Annotated in this window: 23 protein-coding genes; 14 read left to right on the top strand and 9 right to left on the bottom strand. The window is 55.1% G+C overall.

The features are described 5' to 3' along the window. Positions 1-651: 651 nt before the first annotated feature. Positions 652-1,920 (top strand): OprD family outer membrane porin, encoded by a 1,269-nt coding sequence (locus tag OGV50_RS01675; RefSeq protein WP_012135053.1) that lies wholly within the window; start codon positions 652-654, stop codon positions 1,918-1,920. Between the two features lie 39 nt (positions 1,921-1,959). Here OGV50_RS01675 and speB read toward each other — a convergent pair whose 3' ends face one another. The 4 genes from speB to yqgG all read right to left on the bottom strand — a co-directional run bounded on the left by speB (position 1,960) and on the right by yqgG (position 5,462). After that, entirely contained in the window at positions 1,960-2,880 is a 921-nt protein-coding gene (gene speB, locus OGV50_RS01670) for an agmatinase (RefSeq protein ID WP_012135054.1), read from the bottom strand. Between the two features lie 230 nt (positions 2,881-3,110). Continuing rightward, on the bottom strand, positions 3,111-5,087 hold the full coding sequence (gene speA / locus OGV50_RS01665) for a biosynthetic arginine decarboxylase (RefSeq protein WP_024130934.1): 1,977 nt from the start codon (positions 5,085-5,087) through the stop codon (positions 3,111-3,113). 8 nt (positions 5,088-5,095) lie between these two features. After that, positions 5,096-5,227, bottom strand: a complete 132-nt coding sequence (gene yqgB, locus OGV50_RS01660) for an acid stress response protein YqgB (RefSeq protein ID WP_048902450.1) — start codon at positions 5,225-5,227, stop codon at positions 5,096-5,098. A 97-nt stretch (positions 5,228-5,324) separates the two neighbouring features. Further along, positions 5,325-5,462: a small protein YqgG gene (gene yqgG / locus OGV50_RS01655; RefSeq protein WP_269475138.1), complete on the bottom strand. Its 138-nt coding sequence runs from the start codon at positions 5,460-5,462 to the stop codon at positions 5,325-5,327. Between the two features lie 415 nt (positions 5,463-5,877). On the opposite strand from yqgG, the gene metK reads away from it, so the two are divergent. The 8 genes from metK (at position 5,878) to ruvX (ending at position 13,226) form a co-directional block, all read left to right on the top strand. Further along, positions 5,878-7,032 (top strand): methionine adenosyltransferase, encoded by a 1,155-nt coding sequence (metK, locus tag OGV50_RS01650; protein WP_012135057.1) that lies wholly within the window; start codon positions 5,878-5,880, stop codon positions 7,030-7,032. Positions 7,033-7,448: 416 nt separating this feature from the next. Beyond that, entirely contained in the window at positions 7,449-8,843 is a 1,395-nt protein-coding gene (galP, locus tag OGV50_RS01645; RefSeq protein ID WP_060815922.1) for a galactose/proton symporter, read from the top strand. Between the two features lie 158 nt (positions 8,844-9,001). Continuing rightward, positions 9,002-9,499 carry a SprT family zinc-dependent metalloprotease gene (locus OGV50_RS01640; RefSeq protein WP_024130936.1) on the top strand — a complete coding sequence of 166 codons (498 nt, stop codon included), beginning with the start codon at positions 9,002-9,004 and terminating at the stop codon, positions 9,497-9,499. Positions 9,500-9,593: 94 nt separating this feature from the next. Then, the gene (endA, locus tag OGV50_RS01635; protein ID WP_012135060.1) at positions 9,594-10,301 is read left to right on the top strand and encodes a deoxyribonuclease I; all 708 of its coding nucleotides are present in this window, start codon (positions 9,594-9,596) and stop codon (positions 10,299-10,301) included. Positions 10,302-10,378: 77 nt separating this feature from the next. Beyond that, positions 10,379-11,110, top strand: coding sequence for a 16S rRNA (uracil(1498)-N(3))-methyltransferase (gene rsmE / locus OGV50_RS01630; RefSeq protein ID WP_049010798.1), 732 nt, complete (start codon positions 10,379-10,381; stop codon positions 11,108-11,110). Between the two features lie 12 nt (positions 11,111-11,122). Further along, positions 11,123-12,070, top strand: coding sequence for a glutathione synthase (gene gshB, locus OGV50_RS01625; RefSeq protein ID WP_200092688.1), 948 nt, complete (start codon positions 11,123-11,125; stop codon positions 12,068-12,070). A gap of 176 nt (positions 12,071-12,246) precedes the next feature. After that, a complete protein-coding gene (locus OGV50_RS01620) occupies positions 12,247-12,810 on the top strand; it encodes a YqgE/AlgH family protein (protein WP_012135063.1) in 564 nt (187 codons plus the stop codon). Beyond that, entirely contained in the window at positions 12,810-13,226 is a 417-nt protein-coding gene (ruvX, locus tag OGV50_RS01615) for a Holliday junction resolvase RuvX (protein ID WP_071257864.1), read from the top strand. Before OGV50_RS01620 ends, ruvX begins: the two co-directional genes overlap by 1 nt. Before the next feature lie 93 nt (positions 13,227-13,319). Here ruvX and OGV50_RS01610 read toward each other — a convergent pair whose 3' ends face one another. Next, positions 13,320-14,300 (bottom strand): type IV pilus twitching motility protein PilT, encoded by a 981-nt coding sequence (locus tag OGV50_RS01610; RefSeq protein WP_110493835.1) that lies wholly within the window; start codon positions 14,298-14,300, stop codon positions 13,320-13,322. 17 nt (positions 14,301-14,317) lie between these two features. On the opposite strand from OGV50_RS01610, the gene OGV50_RS01605 reads away from it, so the two are divergent. From OGV50_RS01605 to hemW, 5 genes are read left to right on the top strand one after another with little or no spacing between them, the layout of a single operon-like run. Further along, positions 14,318-15,022: a YggS family pyridoxal phosphate-dependent enzyme gene (locus OGV50_RS01605; protein ID WP_049010785.1), complete on the top strand. Its 705-nt coding sequence runs from the start codon at positions 14,318-14,320 to the stop codon at positions 15,020-15,022. Between the two features lie 18 nt (positions 15,023-15,040). Then, on the top strand, positions 15,041-15,607 hold the full coding sequence (locus OGV50_RS01600; protein ID WP_012135068.1) for a YggT family protein: 567 nt from the start codon (positions 15,041-15,043) through the stop codon (positions 15,605-15,607). Further along, positions 15,604-15,894 (top strand): DUF167 family protein YggU, encoded by a 291-nt coding sequence (yggU, locus tag OGV50_RS01595; RefSeq protein WP_200092687.1) that lies wholly within the window; start codon positions 15,604-15,606, stop codon positions 15,892-15,894. Before OGV50_RS01600 ends, yggU begins: the two co-directional genes overlap by 4 nt. A gap of 7 nt (positions 15,895-15,901) precedes the next feature. Then, on the top strand, positions 15,902-16,495 hold the full coding sequence (locus tag OGV50_RS01590) for an XTP/dITP diphosphatase (RefSeq protein ID WP_286488253.1): 594 nt from the start codon (positions 15,902-15,904) through the stop codon (positions 16,493-16,495). Continuing rightward, a complete protein-coding gene (gene hemW / locus OGV50_RS01585) occupies positions 16,488-17,624 on the top strand; it encodes a radical SAM family heme chaperone HemW (protein WP_060815921.1) in 1,137 nt (378 codons plus the stop codon). The genes OGV50_RS01590 and hemW overlap by 8 nt, the downstream gene beginning before the upstream one ends. A gap of 118 nt (positions 17,625-17,742) precedes the next feature. On the opposite strand, the gene ansB is transcribed toward hemW, so the two are convergent. The 4 genes from ansB to trmB form a co-directional block, all read right to left on the bottom strand. Then, positions 17,743-18,789 carry an L-asparaginase 2 gene (gene ansB / locus OGV50_RS01580; RefSeq protein ID WP_200092686.1) on the bottom strand — a complete coding sequence of 349 codons (1,047 nt, stop codon included), beginning with the start codon at positions 18,787-18,789 and terminating at the stop codon, positions 17,743-17,745. A gap of 182 nt (positions 18,790-18,971) precedes the next feature. After that, a complete protein-coding gene (locus OGV50_RS01575) occupies positions 18,972-19,691 on the bottom strand; it encodes a YggN family protein (protein WP_012135073.1) in 720 nt (239 codons plus the stop codon). A 52-nt stretch (positions 19,692-19,743) separates the two neighbouring features. Continuing rightward, the gene (locus OGV50_RS01570; RefSeq protein ID WP_012135074.1) at positions 19,744-20,070 is read right to left on the bottom strand and encodes a YggL family protein; all 327 of its coding nucleotides are present in this window, start codon (positions 20,068-20,070) and stop codon (positions 19,744-19,746) included. After that, entirely contained in the window at positions 20,070-20,789 is a 720-nt protein-coding gene (trmB, locus tag OGV50_RS01565; protein WP_024130937.1) for a tRNA (guanosine(46)-N7)-methyltransferase TrmB, read from the bottom strand. Before trmB ends, OGV50_RS01570 begins: the two co-directional genes overlap by 1 nt. Positions 20,790-20,824: the final 35 nt, after the last annotated feature.

The raw sequence follows: 20,824 nt of genomic DNA, 5'->3' as shown, positions 1-20,824 counted from the left end.
GAAAATCAGAGCATTGCAGCAATGCCCCTGTTCCGGCTGAAAATCGATGAGACGTTGACGGCTGACCGGGTCCGCCCGCAAGGACGCGGGCGGAGGGGACGGCCTGCCGGGACGCAGGCTCGGCCCCGACCCGAAAGGCAGACAGAATAAGGCGAATGAACCGCGCAGCGGCGATTTTCCTTGCCGGAGAGCCTGGGTTGCAAGGGAGGCGGCGGCGAGCCTCCCTTGCACGTTCACGAGTACTGAGTTTTCAGAGGAATGTTGAACATCAGGTGAACGGAAACAATCTTCCTGGCTAAATATTCTCCCGGCAGACAGAATAGCGCTCAAATGGTAATTACCCCATTCTTATAACGCATAAATTGATAACTTAAGCGCACAGAACGTTAAATATCAGAATATAAACAGTAGCGATATATTCGACGTTTTATTCTCTGATAGAGGATTATTTTAGTATTTATATTCCCCGGCATGTTTTATCACTTCTTTTAACGCCGCAGACAAAATATAAAATAGTCCAGCCCCAATATGGCCGGTACGCCAACGGCTGTAAGCCTTTGTCACAAAATGTTTGCAATCAATAATTATTCAGGTAACTATCCGTAACGCAGCAATTCAATTTGATATTATCCATAAAGAGAAGTTCCCTCAGTGAAAAAAGAAATATCGTTAATCGCATTAAGTTTATTCGCCGCATTGCCTGCCATTGCCAGCCAACAATCCGACAGCCAGGGTTTTGTTAATGACAGCCATTTAAATCTCTTTTTACGCAACGCCTGGATTAACCGCGACTATCAGGGCGGCGTACAGGACAAAGCCGAATGGGGCCAGGGCATTGTCGCCACCTTTGAATCCGGCTATACCGAAGGTCTGATCGGCTTTGGCGTTGACGGTATTGCGCAGTATGGCGTGCGTCTGGACGGCGGCCGTGGCCGCAGTGGCGCAGGCGGTATCGACTTCTTCAAACAAGACAGCGACGGCCGCGCGAAATCCGATCTGGCAAAATTTGGCGCAACCGCCAAAATGCGCATCTCCAACACCGTCCTGAGCTACGGCAACCAGCGTCCGCAGCTCCCGATCGTCTACGCCGACGATTCCCGTCTGCTGTTTGAAAGCTTCACCGGCACCATGTTGACCTCCAGAGAGATCGACGGTCTGGAAATTAATGCCGGTTATTTCACCGACGAGCAGCGCAAAAGCGACGACCGCCACAACAGCGGCCTGAAAAGCCTCTCTTTCGGCGGCGCGAGCTACCAGTTTAACGATCAGTTCAGCGGCGCCCTGTATGCCTCGCACGTCGAAGATGTGCTGAACAAACAGTATCTGGGGCTGAACTTCAAACAGCCTTTCAGCACCGGACAGCAGCTGGTGCTGGACTTTAACGGCTACAACTCACGTCTGGATTCCGGTTACGCCGATAGCCTGAATACTGGCCGCAGCAACAGCATCTGGAGCCTGGCGGCAAGTTATATCTGGGATATTCATACCTTTAAAGTGGCGTATCAGCAAAGCAGCGGCAGCACCGGTTATCACTACGGCAGCTATCGCGATCAGGGCGGCGTCGGCGATGGCGGCAACACCATCTGGCTGGCGAACTCTTACTGGTCTGATTTTAACGGTGAAGACGAACGTTCCTGGCAGGCGTCATATGGACTGGATTTTGCCGGTCTCGGTTTACCGGGGCTGAGCTGGACAACCGCTTATGTTCGCGGCGATAACATCAAAACATCGGCAACCAGCAACGGCAAAGAGCACGAGTGGTTCAACCAGGTGCAATACCAGGTTCAGGACGGCATGGCAAAAGACCTGAAACTGAAGCTGCGCTATTCCGTATTACGCGTGTCCAGCAACGCCAGCGACTATAACGTCAGCGGCAACGAGATTCGCGCTTACGTGGAATATCCGTTTAACATCTTTTAAGTTAAAACCCCTCTCCTGATGACGGAGAGGGGGAAGCACTTATTCGCCTTTTTTCGCCGCCTGAATGTAGAGCATTTCCAGCGCCAGGGTCGCCGCAGCCAGCGCGGTGATTTCGGACTGGTCATAAGCCGGAGCCACTTCCACTACGTCCATCCCGACGATGTTCAGATCTTTCAGACCGCGCACCAGTTTAATAGCGCGATCGGAAGTCAGGCCGCCGATCACCGGCGTCCCTGTGCCCGGTGCGAACGCCGGGTCCAGACAGTCGATATCAAAGGTCAGGTAGACCGGCATATCGCCAACGATCTGATTAACCTGCGCGATGATGTCATCCACGCCGCGATCGTTCACCTGGCAGGCATCCAGCACGGTGAAACCGTTGTCTTTATCAAATTCAGTACGAATACCAATCTGCACGGAGTGGTTCGGGTCAATCAACCCCTCTTTCGGCGCAGTGTAGAACATGGTGCCGTGGTCAAACTCGCAGCCGTTCGCGTAAGTGTCGGTATGCGCGTCAAAATGCACCAGCGCCATTTTGCCAAAGTGCTTTGCATGAGCGCGCAGCAGCGGCAGGGTCACGAAGTGGTCGCCGCCGAAGGAGAGCATACGTTTACCGGCTGACAACAGTTTCTCCGCATGCGCCTGCAATTTTTCACTCATCTCGCGCGCGTCGCCAAACGCATAGACCAGGTCACCACAGTCCACAACGTTCAGACGCTCGCGCATGTCGAAGTTCCACGGGAAGCGGTTGTGCTCCCAGGCCAGGTTAGTGGAAACCTGACGGATTGCCGCCGGGCCGTGGCGGCCGCCCGCACGACCGGAAGTCGCCATATCAAACGGTACGCCGGTGATAACCCAGTCGGCGTCGCTGTCATAAGGCTGGAAATTCAGCGGCAGACGCAGAAAGCCAAAGGCGTTGGAAACCAGGGAGTTATCGTACTGATGACCTAAAGTGCTCATGTCCTGACCTCTTTTAAAGTCGATACATTAAAAACAGATGAAAAAAAATCCCCTCCGCGTCGTTAAACCCGACGAGGAAGGGATTGATTCGTAAATCGCTTATTGGGGCGAATTATCGCCGTTAATTCATACGGGTTCAAGTGAGTATAGCATTCTGCCGGATGGCGGCTTCGCCGTATCCGGCCTACATTCGTAGGCCCGGTAAGCGCAGCGCCACCGGGCATCAGCGGCTACTCGTCTTCCAGGTAAGTGTACCCGTACAGCCCCGTCTCAAACTCTTCGAGGAACTGCTGTTGCAGCGCATCGTCCAGACCAGTCTGTTTCACCTGATCGCGGAAGTGGGTCAGCAGCGTGTTCGGATCGAGCTGTACGTATTGCAGCATATCCGCCACGGTGTCCCCTTCGTCAGACAGCTCAACTTCCACGCTGCCATCCGGGAAGACAAACACGTCAACCGCTTCGGTGTCGCCGAACAGGTTGTGCATGTTGCCAAGGATCTCCTGATAGGCGCCGACCATAAAGAAACCGAGCATCGGCGGGTTCTCTGGATCGTACTCCGGCATCGGCATAGTGGTGGCGATGCCGTCACCGTCGATGTAGTGATCGATCGCGCCATCGGAATCACAGGTGATATCCAGCAGCACCGCGCGACGCTCAGGCACCTGATCCAGCCCTTCCAGCGGCAGCACCGGGAACAGTTGATCGATACCCCACGCATCCGGCATTGACTGGAACAGCGAGAAGTTGACGTACATTTTGTCCGCCATACGCTCCTGCAACTCATCGATGATCGGACGATGCGCACGGTTCTGCGGGTCCAGCTGTTTCTGTACTTCGTGGCACATGCTCAGGTAGAGCTGTTCCGCCCAGGCGCGTTCCTGCAAACTGAACGTCCCGGAAGAGTAGCCAATGTGAATGTCGTGCAGGTCCATCTGGCTGTCGTGCAGCCATTCACGCAGCGAGCGACGGGTGCCCGGTTCGTGCATCTCCTGCCAGGTTTCCCACATGCTCTGCAACGCGCGCGGCGCGTCGTCGGCAGGCGCGGTGGGCACGGTATATTCGTTACGCTCCACGCCGATGATGTTCGATACCAGCACGGTATGGTGCGCAGTTACCGCACGGCCAGACTCGGTGATCACCGTTGGGTGCGGCAGACCGTGTTCTTCACACGCGTCGCCAATCGCCCAGATGATGTTGTTGGCGTATTCGTTCAGGCCGTAGTTCACGGAGCAATCAGACTGCGAGCGGGTTCCTTCGTAATCCACGCCCAGACCGCCGCCGACGTCGAAACACTGAATGTTGACGCCCAGCTTATGCAATTCAACGTAGAAACGGGCGGATTCGCGCACGCCAGTGGCAATGTCGCGGATATTCGCCATCTGCGAGCCAAGGTGGAAGTGCAGCAGTTGCAGGCTGTCCAGTCGCCCGGCTTCACGCAGGGTTTCAACCAGTTGCAGCACCTGCGTCGCCGCCAGGCCGAATTTGGATTTTTCGCCGCCGGAAGACTGCCATTTACCGGAACCCTGCGAGGCCAGACGCGCACGCACGCCCAGACGCGGGATCACGTTCAGACGCTCGGCTTCATCCAGCACGATAGCGATTTCTGACATCTTCTCGATGACCAGGTAGACCTTGTGGCCCATCTTTTCGCCAATCAGCGCCAGACGGATGTATTCACGGTCTTTGTAGCCGTTACAGACGATCACGCTGCGGGTCATTCCGGCGTGCGCCAGAACCGCCATCAACTCCGCCTTCGAACCGGCTTCCAGCCCCAGCGGTTCGCCGGAGTGAATCAGCGATTCGATCACCCGACGGTGCTGGTTGACCTTGATCGGATAAACGAGGAAGTAGTCGCCGTTATAACCGTAGGATTCACGCGCGCGTTTAAACGCCGCGTTAATGGAGCGCAGACGGTGTTGCAGGATCTGCGGGAAGCAGAACAACGCAGGCAGACGCTGGCCTTGCGCTTCGCGAGCTTTCACCAGTTTGGCGAGATCGACGCGCGCCTGAGGGACGTCAGGGTCCGGGCACACGCTGATGTGTCCCAGTTCGTTGACGTCGTAGTAGTTATTGCCCCACCAGGCAATATTGTAAGTACGCAGCATCTTGCTGGCTTCCTGGGAGCTCATTGCAACCTCCTGCATGGAGCGTAGTACACCCTGTTCGCCTGCTGACGAAGGCGAACCCATAGACATGTCGTCAGACATAGCGAACCTCAAATTTTATTAACAAGTGTAAAACAGTTGACTACTATCGCAATCCGTAGACGCGATAACAACCCATAAACAGACGTATTTTCCAGCAGATAGTGCTGACACTCCGCCTGCGCGACCGGTTTCTTTTTCATATCATTGTAAAACACGTAACCGAACTTAAGTATGACGGTTCGGCGAAACCACGAGAAAACTCTTGTTTCAACAAGAGCGCCCTTGTTCAGTCTTCCGTTACCGACCGGCTCTGGAGTCCTGAGAAGCGCCGAGATGGGTATAACATCGGCAGGTATGCAAAGCAGAGATGCAGATTGCGGGGGACATGCGCACACCAGAACGGTGCGACAGATTCAGCAGAATACAACGGTTCATTATCTCGTATCACCTCCACGGCCGCCCCGTAAGACAAGCCTCTAAGCCAAAGCAACGTTTTAGCCCGGCTGGAAGTGGCGACACGAGGAATCCGTCGTGTGCTTTTTAGTATGAGCCGCGCGCCGCGTTTTATACCGACAAGAGGGGAAAAATGCAAAGCATAAATGCGCACATTGCCAGCAGTGTCCTGAAAAATTTCCAGTCGTGTTTTCAACGCAACGGGAGTTGATTCAAAAAAAACTGGAAATCGGGTGAAGAAGTGACCTAAAATAGCCATCCAGATGTTAATCCATCCATACTGATTAACACTCAGACTGCCAGTGTCATCAACCTGCAAGCCTTGGTAGAATCCTCTGCTTTGGCTATTCCACACAACAGTTTGAGCTAACCAAATTCTCCTTAGGTGAAATAAAACATGGCAAAACACCTTTTTACGTCCGAGTCCGTATCAGAAGGGCATCCTGACAAAATTGCTGACCAAATCTCTGATGCCGTGCTGGATGCGATCCTGGAACAGGATCCGAAAGCGCGCGTCGCATGCGAAACCTACGTTAAAACCGGTATGGTTTTAGTTGGCGGTGAGATCACGACCAGCGCATGGGTTGATATCGAAGAGATCACCCGTAACACGGTCCGTGAGATTGGCTATGTGCATTCCGACATGGGCTTTGACGCCAACTCTTGCGCCGTGCTGAGCGCTATCGGCAAACAGTCCCCGGATATCAACCAGGGCGTTGACCGTGCCGATCCGCTGGAACAGGGCGCGGGCGACCAGGGCCTGATGTTCGGTTACGCGACCAATGAAACTGACGTGCTGATGCCAGCGCCGATCACCTACGCGCACCGTCTGGTGCAGCGTCAGGCTGAAGTGCGTAAAAACGGCACGCTGCCGTGGCTGCGCCCGGATGCGAAAAGCCAGGTCACTTTCCAGTATGACGACGGCAAAATTGTCGGCATCGACGCGGTAGTGCTGTCTACTCAGCACGCTGAAGAAATTGACCAGAAATCGCTTCAGGAAGCGGTGATGGAAGAGATCATCAAGCCGATCCTGCCGTCAGAATGGCTGAACGCGTCGACGAAATTCTTCATCAACCCAACCGGTCGTTTTGTTATCGGCGGCCCGATGGGCGACTGTGGTCTGACCGGTCGTAAGATTATCGTGGATACCTACGGCGGTATGGCGCGTCACGGCGGCGGCGCATTCTCCGGTAAGGACCCGTCTAAGGTTGACCGTTCCGCAGCCTACGCCGCGCGTTATGTTGCGAAAAACATCGTTGCCGCAGGTCTGGCTGACCGTTGTGAGATTCAGGTTTCTTACGCTATCGGCGTGGCTGAACCGACCTCTATCATGGTTGAAACCTTCGGTACTGAAAAAGTGCCTTCTGAACAGCTGACCCTGCTGGTACGCGAGTTCTTTGACCTGCGTCCGTACGGCCTGATTCAGATGCTGGATCTGCTGCACCCGATCTACAAAGAAACCGCTGCATACGGTCACTTTGGCCGCGAACATTTCCCGTGGGAAAAAACCGACAAAGCGCAGCTGCTGCGTGATGCCGCAGGTCTGAAGTAATTTACTGACGTTGTTTTTTTAAGGCCAGCCTCGTGCTGGCCTTTTGTATTTGTGCGCGCATCTTTTGCCCGGAGTCGCTTCGCTTGCACGGGCCTACGGGTTCTGTCGTTTTGGCATAGCCGTCACCCGGCGATTAATGAAACCGTTTACCCTCCATTCTATAAGCCACGCGTTGAAAATAATCCTTTTTCATGATCGTTTTTCTTCTGACGTTACATTTTTTTCAGTTAAGTCTTAAATGTGCGTATTCGCGATACAAACCGCCTCACTTACCTCTATGTTTTCAAAGCATTAATTACTTTCACCATCAAATGTTAGTGTAAACGATTACACTAACGTGATTCTAATCACATATTTTTGCGGGCCACTCACCTACCCTTAGCATCAACAAAACTGGCAACCCAACCGGAGGCATCATGCCTGACAATAAAAAACAGGGGCGTTCAAACAAGGCCATGACATTTTTTGTCTGCTTTCTTGCAGCCCTGGCAGGATTACTTTTTGGCCTGGATATCGGCGTTATCGCCGGTGCTTTACCCTTCATCACTGACGAATTCCAGATTACCGCGCACACTCAGGAGTGGGTGGTCAGTTCGATGATGTTCGGCGCCGCCGTCGGTGCCGTCGGCAGCGGCTGGCTCTCCTTCAAATTAGGTCGTAAGAAAAGCCTGATGATCGGCGCGATCCTGTTTGTGGCCGGTTCGCTGTTTTCCGCCGCCGCGCCTAACGTTGAGGTGCTGATCGTTTCCCGCGTGCTGTTAGGCCTGGCCGTTGGCGTCGCGTCCTACACCGCCCCGCTGTACCTGTCTGAGATCGCGCCGGAGAAAATTCGCGGCAGTATGATCTCCATGTACCAGTTGATGATCACCATCGGTATTCTTGGCGCCTATCTGTCTGATACCGCGTTCAGCTACAGCGGCGCATGGCGCTGGATGCTGGGCGTGATCATCATTCCGGCCATTCTGCTGCTGATCGGCGTGTTCTTCCTGCCGGACAGCCCGCGCTGGTTCGCGGCGAAACGTCGCTTTATTGATGCCGAACGCGTACTGCTGCGCCTGCGTGATACCAGCGCAGAAGCCAAACGCGAGCTGGATGAGATCCGTGAAAGTCTGCAAGTAAAACAGAGCGGCTGGGCGCTGTTTAAAGAGAACAGCAACTTCCGTCGCGCGGTGTTCCTCGGGGTGCTTTTGCAGGTGATGCAACAGTTCACCGGGATGAACGTCATCATGTACTACGCGCCGAAAATCTTTGAACTGGCAGGTTATACCAATACCACCGAGCAGATGTGGGGCACCGTTATCGTTGGTCTGACGAACGTGCTGGCCACCTTTATCGCTATCGGCCTGGTAGACCGCTGGGGGCGTAAACCAACGCTGACGCTGGGCTTCCTGGTCATGGCTATCGGCATGGGCACTCTCGGCACCATGATGCATATCGGCATTCACTCGCCGTCAGCGCAATACTTCGCTATCGCCATGCTGCTGATGTTTATCATCGGGTTCGCAATGAGCGCCGGCCCACTGATTTGGGTACTGTGCTCTGAAATTCAGCCGCTGAAAGGCCGCGATTTCGGTATCACCTGCTCTACCGCCACCAACTGGATCGCCAATATGATCGTCGGCGCAACGTTCCTGACCATGCTCAACACGCTGGGCAACGCAAACACCTTCTGGGTCTATGCCGGTCTGAACCTGTTCTTCATCATCCTGACCATCTGGCTGGTTCCTGAAACCAAACACGTCTCTCTGGAACACATTGAACGTAACCTGATGAAAGGCCGTAAGCTGCGCGAAATCGGCGCTCACAACTAACGCTGATAATTAGCGGTAAGTGCCCGATGGCGTAAGCTTATCGGGCCTACTGCACTCAGTTGAACGCAGCGCGGTTTGTCGGCCGCCATCCGGCAAAACTTAGCGGGGTGAAGCGTCCCTCTTGCAGTCTCCATCACCTCCCATTATCCTCTGTCGTTATGAAAACCTCCCGTCTCCCTATCGCTGTCCAGCAAGCCGTCATGCGCAGCCTGCGGGAAAAACTCGCCCAGGCCAATCTCAAACTGGAACGTCATTACCCGGAACCCAGGCTGGTTTATCAACAACGTGGAACTGCCGCGGGAACAGCATGGCTACAAACCTACGAAATCCGTCTCAATCCTGTGCTATTGATGGAAAACGTCGACGCGTTCGTCAATGAAGTCGTGCCGCACGAACTGGCGCATTTGCTGGTCTGGAAGCATTTTGGCCGGGTTGCGCCGCACGGCAAAGAGTGGAAATGGATGATGGAAAGCGTACTGGGCGTCCCTGCCAGACGCACGCATCAGTTTGAACTGCAATCCGTTCGCCGCAATACCTTTACCTACCGCTGTAAATGCCAGCAGCATCAGCTCACCGTGCGCCGCCATAATCGCATCGTGCGTGGTGAAGCCACCTACCGCTGCGTTCACTGCGGCGAACCGCTTATTGCTGAATAATCGCCAGAATAATCAGGAACTTTTCTGATCTGCCTGATTGCATACAAGAACAACTTTCGCTACGTTGCGGGCTCGTTTTGACACGGAGTTCGTGATGTACCGTAATTTCTCTTTTGCCGCAGCGTTGTTGGCGATGATGCTCTCAGGGCAGGTGCTGGCTACAGGCATCAACAGTTTTTCTCAGGCCAAAACCGCCGGGGTAAAAGTCAATGCCGATGTTCCCGGCGATTTCTACTGCGGGTGTAAAATTAACTGGCAGGGTAAAAAAGGCGTCGTGGATCTCGCCTCCTGCGGCTATAAAGTCCGAAAAAATGAAAACCGCGCCAGCCGCATTGAATGGGAACACGTCGTACCCGCCTGGCAGTTCGGCCACCAGCGTCAGTGCTGGCAGGACGGCGGGCGAAAAAACTGTGCGAAAGATCCTGTCTACCGCAAGATGGAGAGCGACATGCACAATCTGCAACCCGCCGTCGGCGAGGTGAATGGCGATCGCGGCAACTTCATGTACAGCCAGTGGAATGGCGGCGAAGGTCAGTACGGCCAGTGCGCCATGAAGGTCAATTTCAAGGAAAAAATCGCCGAACCGCCTGCTCGCGCCCGTGGTGCGATCGCCCGTACCTACTTTTATATGCGCGATCAGTACAATCTGACGCTCTCCCGTCAGCAAACGCAGCTTTTCAACGCCTGGAACAAGCTGTATCCGGTCACGGACTGGGAGTGCGAGCGCGACGAACGCATCGCCAGGGTACAAGGGAACCACAATCCATACGTGCAACGCGCTTGCCAGGCGCAAAAGAGCTAACCTACACTAGCGGGAATATTTTTAACCCTGCCCCACGCAATCAGATGGCGTGGGGAGATGACGCGGATTTTTCTATTATGCGCATTCCCCGCATTTATCACCCTGAACCCATCACATCCGGCAGCCAGTTCTCCCTGTGTGAAGACGCCGCCAACCATATCGGACGCGTGCTGCGTATGGGGCCAGGCCAGGCGCTCCAGTTGTTTGACGGCAGCAATCAGGTGTTTGACGCCGAGATAACCAACGCCAGCAAAAAAAGCGTCGATGTAAAAGTGCTCAGCGGCACCCTCGACGATCGTGAATCCCCGCTGCATATTCACCTCGGCCAGGTGATGTCGCGCGGCGAAAAAATGGAATTCACTATCCAGAAATCGATCGAACTGGGTGTAAGCCTCATTACGCCACTTTTTTCTGAGCGCTGCGGCGTTAAACTGGACAGCGAACGTCTGAACAAGAAGCGCCAGCAGTGGCAAAAAATCGCTATTGCCGCCTGCGAACAGTGCGGTCGTAACCGGGTGCCGGAAATTCGCCCGGCAATGGATCTGGAAGCCTGGTGCGCCGAGCAGGACGAGGGGCTGAAACTGAACCTTCACCCGCGCGCCAGCGCCAGTATCAACACCCTGCCGCTCCCCGTGGAGCGCGTACGCCTGTTGATTGGCCCGGAAGGCGGTTTGTCGGCAGATGAAATCGCCATGACCGCCCGCTACCAGTTTACTGATATCCTGTTAGGACCTCGCGTTCTGCGTACTGAGACAACTGCGCTCACCGCCATTACCGCGCTACAGGTGCGTTTTGGCGATCTGGGCTAACGGAGAAGAACAATGATCAAGCTCGGCATCGTGATGGACCCCATCGCAAGCATCAACATCAAGAAAGATTCCAGCTTCGCTATGCTGCTGGAAGCACAACGTCGTGGCTACGAACTTCATTACATGGAGATGGCCGATCTGTATTTGATCAACGGTGAGGCTCGCGCCCGCGCGCGTACCCTGAGCGTAGAGCAGAACTATGACAACTGGTATACGTTCAACGACGAGCAGGATCTGCCGCTGGCCGATCTGGACGTCATCCTGATGCGTAAAGATCCGCCGTTCGATACCGAATTTATCTACGCCACTTATATTCTGGAGCGCGCGGAAGAGAAAGGCACGCTGATCGTCAATAAGCCCCAGAGCCTGCGCGACTGCAACGAAAAACTGTTCACCGCCTGGTTCTCCGACCTGACGCCGGAAACGCTGGTCACGCGCAACAAAGCGCAGCTGAAAGCCTTCTGGCAGAAGCACAGCGACATCATTCTCAAGCCGCTGGACGGCATGGGCGGCGCGTCTATCTTCCGCGTGAAGGAAGGCGACCCCAACCTCGGCGTGATCGCCGAAACGCTGACCGAGCATGGCACCCGCTATTGCATGGCGCAGAACTACCTGCCTGCCATTAAAGACGGCGACAAACGCGTGCTGGTTGTTGACGGCGAACCCGTTCCGTACTGCCTGGCGCGGATTCCGCAGGGCGGCGAGACCCGTGGCAACCTGGCGGCCGGTGGTCGCGGCGAACCACGCCCGCTTACCGACAGCGACTGGGAAATCGCCCGCCGCATTGGCCCAACCCTGAAAGCGAAAGGGCTGATTTTTGTGGGTCTGGATATCATCGGCGATCGTCTGACGGAAATTAACGTCACCAGCCCCACCTGTATTCGTGAAATTGAAGCGGAGTTCCCGGTTTCGATTACCGGAATGCTGATGGATGCCATTGAGGCGCGTTTGCAGAAGTAAATTAGTTGCCGGATGACGACGCCTTCGCGTCTTATCCGGCCTGGAATTTCACCCCACAGGCCGGATAAGACGAAACTGCCATCCGGCAAAGCTATTTTCAGAGGGTGACATCTTCGCGCTTTCCCCACATACTGGACGCTGTTGCTTTTTTGAACCCGGATACAGAACCTCTGACAATGAATTTACAGCATCACTTTCTTATTGCCATGCCTGCTCTCCAGGACCCAATTTTCCGCCGCTCCGTGGTGTACATTTGCGAACACAATGAAGATGGCGCAATGGGGATTATCATTAATAAGCCTCTGGAAAATCTACAGATTGAAGGGATTCTGGAAAAACTGAAGATTACGCCTGAACCGCGCGATCCGGCGATTCGTCTGGATAAAGCCGTAATGCTCGGCGGGCCGCTGGCGGAAGATCGGGGATTTATTTTACATACTCCGCCCTCCCGCTTTTCGTCCAGTATTCGCATTTCTGACAATACGGTGATCACCACATCCCGCGACGTGCTGGAGACGTTAGGCACACCGGAGCAACCCTCTGAGGTGCTGGTGGCGCTGGGTTATTCATCATGGGATAAAGGTCAACTGGAGCAAGAGCTGATGGATAATGCCTGGCTCACGGCCCCTGCCGATCTCAATATTCTGTTCAAAACGCCGATTGCCGACCGCTGGCGCGACGCGGCCAAATTAATCGGAATTGATATTCTGACCATGCCTGGCGTGGCGGGGCATGCCTGATGAGCGGAACCTTACTCGCATTTGATTTCGGCACCAAAAGTATCGGCGTAGCGATAGGACAGCGCATCACCGGCACCGCCCGTGCACTGCCAGCGATAAAAGCGCAGGACGGAACGCCAGACTGGAACATTATCGAGCGTTTGCTGAAAGAGTGGCAGCCGGATGAAATTATTGTCGGGCTACCGCTCAATATGGATGGCACAGAGCAGCCCCTCACCGCTCGCGCCCGCAAGTTCGCCAACCGCATTCATGGCCGTTTTGGCGTACCGGTTACGCTGCATGACGAACGCCTCAGCACCGTAGAAGCGCGCTCTGGCCTGTTTGAACAGGGCGGTTATCGCGCACTCAACAAAGGCAAAGTGGATTCTGCCTCGGCCGTCATCATCCTCGAAAGCTATTTCGAGCAGGGTTATTGAAGCGAATTGCCTGATGGCGCTTCGCTTATCAGGCCTACGGGCACGCTTGTAGGCCGGATAAGGCCATCGGCCGCCATCCGGCACAACCGTTCGCTAAAGCCTGCCCTGCGCCTGCCGCTGTTGCTGACTCTGGGCAAACGTCTGCATCCCCGCCTGTTGGCTGGTCTGAATAACGCCGGGCAACTGGTGGATTTTCCCCTCCCGAATAAGATTGCCAACCGCTGGCGTGTTGATGAGCAGTTCGAATAACGCCACGCGTCCGTCCTGCCTGTCGGTTTCCAGCTTCTGCGACAACACGGCGCGCAGGCTGCCCGCAAGTTGACTGCGTACCGGATCTTTCTCCTGCGCCGGAAAGGAGTCAACCAGCCGCTCTACCGCCTGTGCCGCGCCGCGCGTATGTAGCGTCGCCAGAACCAGATGCCCCGTTTCCGCCGCCGTCAGCGCCAGGCGAATGGTCTCACTGTCGCGCAGTTCGCCTAATAAAATCACATCCGGGTCTTCACGCAGTGCAGCGCGTAACCCGGCGGCAAAGGAGCGGCAGTGTACGCCAACCTCCCTCTGCTGAATCAGGCAGCGCTGGCTGGTATGGCGGTACTCAATAGGATCTTCCAGCGTCAGAATATGACCATCGAGATGCTGGTTGAGGTATTCCACCATTGCCGCCAGCGTGGTGGATTTCCCGCTTCCCGTCGCCCCGGTCACCAGAATCAGTCCGTTCTCGCCGCCAAGGAGCGCGGGTAGCGCGGCAGGCGTCTGGAGCGCGTCCAGTTGCGGGCACGTAGTGGGCAGCAACCGCAGCGCCAGCGATGCGCCCTGCTCGTGATGAAAAGCGCTGGCGCGTAACCGCAGTTCGCCCGGCAGCGACACCGCAAAATCGAGCTGACCATCCGCCTGCCACGCCCGGCGCTGCGCGTCGTTAAGCCATTGTGACAGCAAAACCTCGACATTCGGGCTGCTAAACGGGGCTATTTCCACTTTTCCCCGTTTACGCCAGCGCGCAGGCCATGCGTTGCACAGGTGTAGATCCGAGACGTTATGCTTTACACTAAGGGCCACTATTTCTTCCATATCCATACGTACATCCTCGGAAAATGAACGATATCGCGCATAACCTGGCACATGTCCGGGACAAAATCTCAGCCGCCGCGACGCGTTGCGGGCGGTCTTCAGAAGAAGTTACGCTGCTTGCAGTGAGTAAAACCAAGCCTGCGAGCGCCATCGCAGAAGCCATCGCGGTCGGGCAGCGGGCGTTTGGCGAAAACTATGTTCAGGAAGGGGTAGAGAAAATTCGCCACTTCAAAGAAAGCGGCGTCGAAGGGCTGCAATGGCACTTTATTGGCCCCTTGCAGTCCAACAAAAGTCGTCTGGTGGCAGAGCATTTTGACTGGTGCCATACGATCGATCGTCTGCGTATCGCCGCCCGTCTGAGCGAACAGCGCCCGGCAGGTCTGCCGCCGCTGAACGTGCTGATTCAAATTAATATCAGCGATGAGAACAGCAAGTCCGGGATTCCGCTTACGGAACTGGACGCTCTGGCGGCAAGCGTGGTTGAGCTTCCCGGTATCAGGCTGCGCGGACTGATGGCGATCCCCGCCCCTGAGTCAGATTATGTAAGGCAGTTTGAAGTTGCACGCCAAATGGCTGTAGCATTTGCCGGGCTGAAAACGCGCTATCCTGGCGTTGATACCCTTTCTCTGGGTATGTCGGATGATATGGACGCCGCAATTGCGGCAGGTAGCACGATGGTGCGCATCGGCACCGCTATTTTTGGTGCGCGTGATTACACAAAAAATTAAGGAAAACTGAGGAACGCCATGAAGACGTTGACCTTCCTGCTCTCAACGGTAATTGAACTGTATACCATGGTGCTATTGTTGCGCGTATGGATGCAGTGGGCTCGCTGTGATTTTTACAACCCTTTCTCACAGTTTGTGGTGAAAGCGACTCAACCCATTATCGGGCCGCTGCGTCGTATTATTCCGCCAATGGGGCCGATTGATAGCGCCTCCATGCTGTTGGCATTTATTCTTAGCTTTATCAAAGCGATAGTGCTTTTCATGGTCGTGACGTTCCAGCCGATTATCTGGATCGCCGCCATACTTATCGTCCTGAAAACCATCGGCCTGCTGATTTTCTGGGTACTGCTGGTGATGGCGATCATGAGCTGGGTGAGCCAGGGCCGCAGCCCGATTGAATACGTTCTGCTTCAACTGGCGGACCCTTTGCTGCGCCCGATTCGTCGTCTGCTCCCTTCGATGGGCGGCATCGACTTCTCGCCGATGATCCTGGTTCTGCTGCTGTATGTTATCAACATGGGCATCGCTGAAGTCTTACAGGCGACAGGCAATATGCTGCTGCCGGGGCTGTGGATGGCGCTATGAGTGCCGTTACACCCTGCGCTGACGGTCTGATTTTACGGCTCTATATTCAGCCGAAAGCCAGCCGTGACAGTATTGTGGGTTTACATGGCGACGAAGTGAAAGTCGCCATTACCGCCCCGCCGGTTGATGGCCAGGCCAACAGCCATCTGGTGAAGTTTCTTGGCAAACAATTCCGCGTGGCGAAAAGCCAGGTCGTCATTGAAAAGGGCGAACTGGGCCGCCACAAACAGGTTAAAATCATTCATCCGCAACTGATCCCGCCAGAAATCGCGGCGTTAACTGATTAGGTATCCTATGCAAAAAGTTGTCCTCGCTACCGGCAATGCCGGTAAAGTGCGTGAGCTTGCCTCACTGTTGAGCGATTTTGGGCTTGATGTCATCGCGCAAACCGAACTGGGCGTTGACTCAGTCGAAGAGACCGGTCTGACGTTCATCGAAAATGCGATCCTGAAAGCGCGTCATGCCGCAAAAGCTACCGGTCTGCCCGCCATTGCCGACGACTCCGGCCTGGCCGTTGATGCGCTGGGCGGCGCGCCGGGTATTTACTCCGCCCGTTATTCCGGCGAAGACGCCACCGACCAGCGTAACCTGGAAAAACTGCTGCATACCCTGCGGGAGGTGCCGGATGAGAAGCGCCAGGCGCGTTTCCACTGCGTGCTGGTCTACATGCGCCATGCAGAAGACCCGACGCCGCTGGTGTGCCACGGAAGCTGGCCAGGAATGATTACCCGCGAAGCGGCGGGCAATGGCGGTTTCGGCTATGACCCTATTTTCTTTGTTCCGTCGGAAGGGAAAACGGCAGCTGAGTTAACCCGTGAAGAAAAAAGCGCGATCTCCCACCGTGGGCAGGCGCTGAAGCTGCTGCTGGACGCCTTACGCAATGGTTAAGCTGCCGCCGCTGAGTCTTTATATTCACATCCCGTGGTGCGTGCAGAAATGCCCGTACTGCGATTTCAACTCGCATGCGCTGAAAGGCGAAGTGCCGCACGATGATTATGTTCAGCACCTGCTGAGCGATCTCGATACCAACGTGGCATATGCGCAGGGACGCGAAGTAAAGACCATTTTTATTGGCGGCGGTACGCCGAGCCTGCTCTCAGGCCCGGCAATGCAAACGCTGCTGGACGGCGTGCGGGCGCGCCTGCCGCTGGCGGCGGATGCAGAAATCACGATGGAGGCGAATCCGGGGACGGTAGAGGCCGACCGTTTCGTTGATTACCAACGCGCCGGGGTAAACCGTATCTCCATCGGCGTGCAGAGTTTTAGTGAACCGAAGCTAAAACGCCTCGGGCGCATTCACGGCCCGGAAGAGGCGAAGCGGGCAGCGAATCTGGCGAGCAGTCTGGGGCTGCGCAGCTTCAACCTGGACCTGATGCACGGCCTGCCGGATCAAACGCTGGAAGAGGCGCTGGGCGACCTGCGCCAGGCTATCGCGCTCAATCCGCCGCATCTGTCGTGGTATCAGTTGACTATCGAACCTAACACGCTGTTCGGCTCACGCCCGCCGGTATTGCCAGACGATGACGCGCTGTGGGATATCTTCGAGCAAGGCCACCAGTTGCTGACGGCGGCGGGTTATCAGCAGTACGAAACCTCCGCGTATGCCAGGCCGGGTTATCAGTGTCAGCACAATCTGAACTACTGGCGCTTTGGCGATTACCTCGGAATTGGCTGCGGCGCGCACGGTAAAGTGACCTTCCCGGACGGGCGCATCCTGCGCACCACCAAAACGCGTCACCCGCGCGGTTATATGCAGGGGCGCTATCTGGAAAGCCAGCGTGATGTCGAACAGGCCGACAAGCCGTTTGAGTTCTTTATGAACCGTTTTCGGTTACTGGAAGCGGCTCCCCGGGCGGAGTTTACGCAGTATACTGGGCTTGCCGAAGCGGTAATTCGTGAGCAGCTCGATGAGGCCATCGCCCAGGGGTATCTCACCGAATGCGAGCAGCACTGGCAGATTACCCAACACGGCAAGCTGTTTTTAAACTCCCTTCTGGAGCTGTTTCTGGCGGAGTGATGGCGGGTGAAGATGTAGGCCGGATAAGGCCTTGAGCCGCCATCCGGCAAATTGCCTGATGGCGCTGCGCTGATCAGGCCTACAGGGTTAGGGCGATAAGCGCAGCCACCTTCACCGATTAATACTGATTAAACATCGTCTGGATCTGTTGCGGATCTTTGGTTTGCGTCAGCGCCAGTTGCAACAGCACGCGCGCTTTTTGCGGGTTCAACGAACCGGAAGCGACAAACCCGTATTTCGCGTCATCGACTTCAGCATCCTGCGTGGTGGCGCCAGTCGGTACACGAGAAGAACGCACGACAACCGTGCCTTTATGCGCAGCAGTCGCCAGCGTATCGAAAACCGTTTTGTACAGGTTGCCGTTACCCACGCCCGCGCTCACAATCCCTTCGTAACCCGCATCCACCAGCGCTTTCGCCGGCAGATCGGACGCATTCGCGTAGTTATAAATAATCCCGACTTTCGGCAGCTCAGTCAGCTTAGAAACGTCAAACGGCGTGGAAGTGGTGTGCTTGCGCGCTGGCGTACGCTGATAATCGATTTTACCGTTGTGAATGTAGCCCAGCGGCCCGTAATTCACAGACTTGAAGGTGGCGACATCGGTGGTATTGGTCTTGGTGACGTCACGGCCGTCCAGCACAGTGTCGTTCATCACCACCAGTACGCCGCGATTCGCGGACGCTTTATCCGCCGCAGTGACCACGGCGTTATAGAGGTTGAACGGGCCGTCTGCGCTCATTGACGTGGACGGACGCATCGCCCCGACCAGCACTACCGGTTTATTACACTTGACGGTCAGGTCGAGGAAATAAGCCGTCTCTTCCATCGTATCAGTACCGTGGGTGATCACGAAGCCGTCGGTGCTATCGCAGTCGGTGTTGATTTTCTTCGCCAGCGTTAACCAGACTTCATCGTTCATATCCTGCGAACCGATGTTGACGACCTGCTCACCTTTTACAACTGCGATATCCTTTAACTGAGGCACCGCGTCCACCAGGCTTTCGACGCCAACTTTACCCGCCGTATAATTTGATTTTGTCGCGGAGTCACCGCCACCGGCAATGGTTCCCCCGGTCGCCAGAATAGTGACATTCGGCAAAGCCAGCGCCGCGCCGCTGCAACCCATTACCAGAGCGGCGAGTACCGTTTTCCTGAAAAACTCCATGTTATTTCTCCAGTTACGTAAATTTGACGCATTATCCCAATGTCGAAGATGAATAATGTGACGTCTTCCAATTAACCAGATAAATATCTTTTTACGTTTGTGGTTTTTAGAGATGGATATCAAAACGGCGGGGTATGACAACATAAAACGGCACAGCAGGCGCTGTGCCATAGACAAGAGTTTTATTTCAGGCTGCTCACCAGCGCTTTGCGGCTGTCTTCCAGCGTCACAACGCGACTGCACACATCTTTGCCGAACTGCTGGAAGTCTTTTTCCTGATTCTTCCATTCGTTCTGAATCGACGTTTGCAGACCACCGAGGCTACCCAGCACGCCCTGCAACGGATTACCGCCGCCTTTAAGCACCGCTTTCGCGCCCATTTCGTTAATGCTGTCCTGCAAAATGCCGCCCATCGCCTGATTCACCAGCTGCTGGCCGTCGGCGCGCACCTGATCAATCGCCTTGTAGTGGAAGGTCAGGCCGTCAGTACGATGCTCAATGATGCGGTTCATCTGCTCTTTCAGTTGCGCATCAAGTTTGGTCAATCGACCACGCATATTGCTGCTTTCGCCCACTTCCTGCGCGATGATTTTATCCAGCGCCACGCGGCCTTTCTCGACGCGGCTTCTGGCGCCCTCATCGATCCACGGCAGCGCGCTGCGCAATTCCGCCTGGTAATCTTTCGCCTGTTCGCGCTGCGCGGCGCTAAGGGTGTACTGTTTGCCGTTAAACATCACATTGCCGTCCGGCGCGATCACCAGGTTGCCGTTTTCGCCTTTTACCTGAACCGTTTGCGGGCTAAGAATCACATCGTCACGCGGAGTGACGCTGCATTGATAATCTGCGTGTGCGGCCATCGCCGTCAACGAAAGAACTGCCGCCAGCAGCGTTTTGCGCATCATAACTTTCCCTCAAGACAAATCGGGCCAGCAAATGCTGGCCCCGTATGCTTTATTAGTCCCACCAAACGTCGAAAAGTTCGCTGGTGCGCACGTCTTCAAGTTTGTGTTCTTCCAGCCACTTACGCACAATCGCCTGATGTTCTTCGGTGCATTTGCCGATTTCCTGCATGCAGATCAGCCCTTCCCAGGACAGATAACCGCTGCCGTCAAACGCCAGTTTATTTGGCTCAATAACGTCATTGATAAAGTCATCGACAATTTTATCAACCTGCTCTTCAGAAGTGCCTTCCGGGAAACGCCATGCAACCGAAAACCCTAATTCCTGGAATTCGTCGATATGCATTTTTTTACGCAGACGACGACTACGGTTCTTTGCCATTATTTCACCCTCTCGAACATTAAGTCCCATACGCCGTGGCCAAGACGATGACCACGTTGTTCAAATTTGGTTACCGGGCGCGATTCCGGGCGCGGTACATAATCGTTACTCTCTGACAGGTTTTTATACCCGTCGATGGAGGACATCACTTCCAGCATATGCTCCGCATAGGCTTCCCAGTCGGTCGCCATATGGAACACACCGCCCAGCTTCAGTTTGCTTTTCACCAGTTCGGCAAACGGAACCTGAACGATACGGCGTTTATTATGACGCGCTTTATGCCACGGGTCAGGGAAAAAGAGCTGAACCATCGATAAAGAATTGTCAGGAATCATTTTATGCAGCACTTCAACCGCGTCATGACACATCACACGCAGGTTCCCGACGCCTTCTTCGTGCGCAGACGCCAGACATGCGCCAACGCCAGGCGAATGCACTTCAATACCGAGGAAATTTTGTTCCGGGCGGGCTTTCGCCATCGCGACCAGCGAGGCGCCCATACCAAAACCAATCTCAAGCGTAACCGGCGCGTCGCGGCCAAACAGCGTGGCGAAATCCACCGGTTCTTCGCTGAATTCAACGCCCATCACCGGCCAGTAGTTTTCCAGCGCGTGTTCCTGCCCTTTCGTCAGTCGCCCCTGGCGACGAACAAAGCTACGAATTCGGCGCAACGGGCGGCCGTTTTCATCAAATTCCGGTGAAATGACGTCGTTCTTCATAAAAGTTAAGTCTGCTTGTGATTGAGTTCCGAAAA

The organism is Citrobacter sp. CK180 (assembly GCF_030333655.1).
In the GTDB taxonomy this organism is placed as follows: domain Bacteria; phylum Pseudomonadota; class Gammaproteobacteria; order Enterobacterales; family Enterobacteriaceae; genus Citrobacter_B; species Citrobacter_B koseri.
The sequence above is the reverse complement of the archived record's forward strand: the minus strand, read 5'-3'. Positions and strand labels throughout refer to the sequence as shown.

Excerpts from the sequence above, each read along its gene's own strand:
- speB (WP_012135054.1), bottom strand. The coding sequence starts at position 2,880 with ATGAGCACTTTAGGTCATCAGTACGATAACTCCCTGGTTTCCAACGCC.
- speA (WP_024130934.1), bottom strand. The coding sequence starts at position 5,087 with ATGTCTGACGACATGTCTATGGGTTCGCCTTCGTCAGCAGGCGAACAG.
- yqgB (WP_048902450.1), bottom strand. The coding sequence starts at position 5,227 with ATGAAAAAGAAACCGGTCGCGCAGGCGGAGTGTCAGCACTATCTGCTG.
- yqgG (WP_269475138.1), bottom strand. The coding sequence starts at position 5,462 with ATGAACCGTTGTATTCTGCTGAATCTGTCGCACCGTTCTGGTGTGCGC.
- metK (WP_012135057.1), top strand. The coding sequence starts at position 5,878 with ATGGCAAAACACCTTTTTACGTCCGAGTCCGTATCAGAAGGGCATCCT.
- galP (WP_060815922.1), top strand. The coding sequence starts at position 7,449 with ATGCCTGACAATAAAAAACAGGGGCGTTCAAACAAGGCCATGACATTT.
- OGV50_RS01640 (WP_024130936.1), top strand. The coding sequence starts at position 9,002 with ATGAAAACCTCCCGTCTCCCTATCGCTGTCCAGCAAGCCGTCATGCGC.
- endA (WP_012135060.1), top strand. The coding sequence starts at position 9,594 with ATGTACCGTAATTTCTCTTTTGCCGCAGCGTTGTTGGCGATGATGCTC.
- rsmE (WP_049010798.1), top strand. The coding sequence starts at position 10,379 with ATGCGCATTCCCCGCATTTATCACCCTGAACCCATCACATCCGGCAGC.
- gshB (WP_200092688.1), top strand. The coding sequence starts at position 11,123 with ATGATCAAGCTCGGCATCGTGATGGACCCCATCGCAAGCATCAACATC.
- OGV50_RS01620 (WP_012135063.1), top strand. The coding sequence starts at position 12,247 with ATGAATTTACAGCATCACTTTCTTATTGCCATGCCTGCTCTCCAGGAC.
- ruvX (WP_071257864.1), top strand. The coding sequence starts at position 12,810 with ATGAGCGGAACCTTACTCGCATTTGATTTCGGCACCAAAAGTATCGGC.
- OGV50_RS01610 (WP_110493835.1), bottom strand. The coding sequence starts at position 14,300 with ATGGATATGGAAGAAATAGTGGCCCTTAGTGTAAAGCATAACGTCTCG.
- OGV50_RS01605 (WP_049010785.1), top strand. The coding sequence starts at position 14,318 with ATGAACGATATCGCGCATAACCTGGCACATGTCCGGGACAAAATCTCA.
- OGV50_RS01600 (WP_012135068.1), top strand. The coding sequence starts at position 15,041 with ATGAAGACGTTGACCTTCCTGCTCTCAACGGTAATTGAACTGTATACC.
- yggU (WP_200092687.1), top strand. The coding sequence starts at position 15,604 with ATGAGTGCCGTTACACCCTGCGCTGACGGTCTGATTTTACGGCTCTAT.
- OGV50_RS01590 (WP_286488253.1), top strand. The coding sequence starts at position 15,902 with ATGCAAAAAGTTGTCCTCGCTACCGGCAATGCCGGTAAAGTGCGTGAG.
- hemW (WP_060815921.1), top strand. The coding sequence starts at position 16,488 with ATGGTTAAGCTGCCGCCGCTGAGTCTTTATATTCACATCCCGTGGTGC.
- ansB (WP_200092686.1), bottom strand. The coding sequence starts at position 18,789 with ATGGAGTTTTTCAGGAAAACGGTACTCGCCGCTCTGGTAATGGGTTGC.
- OGV50_RS01575 (WP_012135073.1), bottom strand. The coding sequence starts at position 19,691 with ATGATGCGCAAAACGCTGCTGGCGGCAGTTCTTTCGTTGACGGCGATG.
- OGV50_RS01570 (WP_012135074.1), bottom strand. The coding sequence starts at position 20,070 with ATGGCAAAGAACCGTAGTCGTCGTCTGCGTAAAAAAATGCATATCGAC.
- trmB (WP_024130937.1), bottom strand. The coding sequence starts at position 20,789 with ATGAAGAACGACGTCATTTCACCGGAATTTGATGAAAACGGCCGCCCG.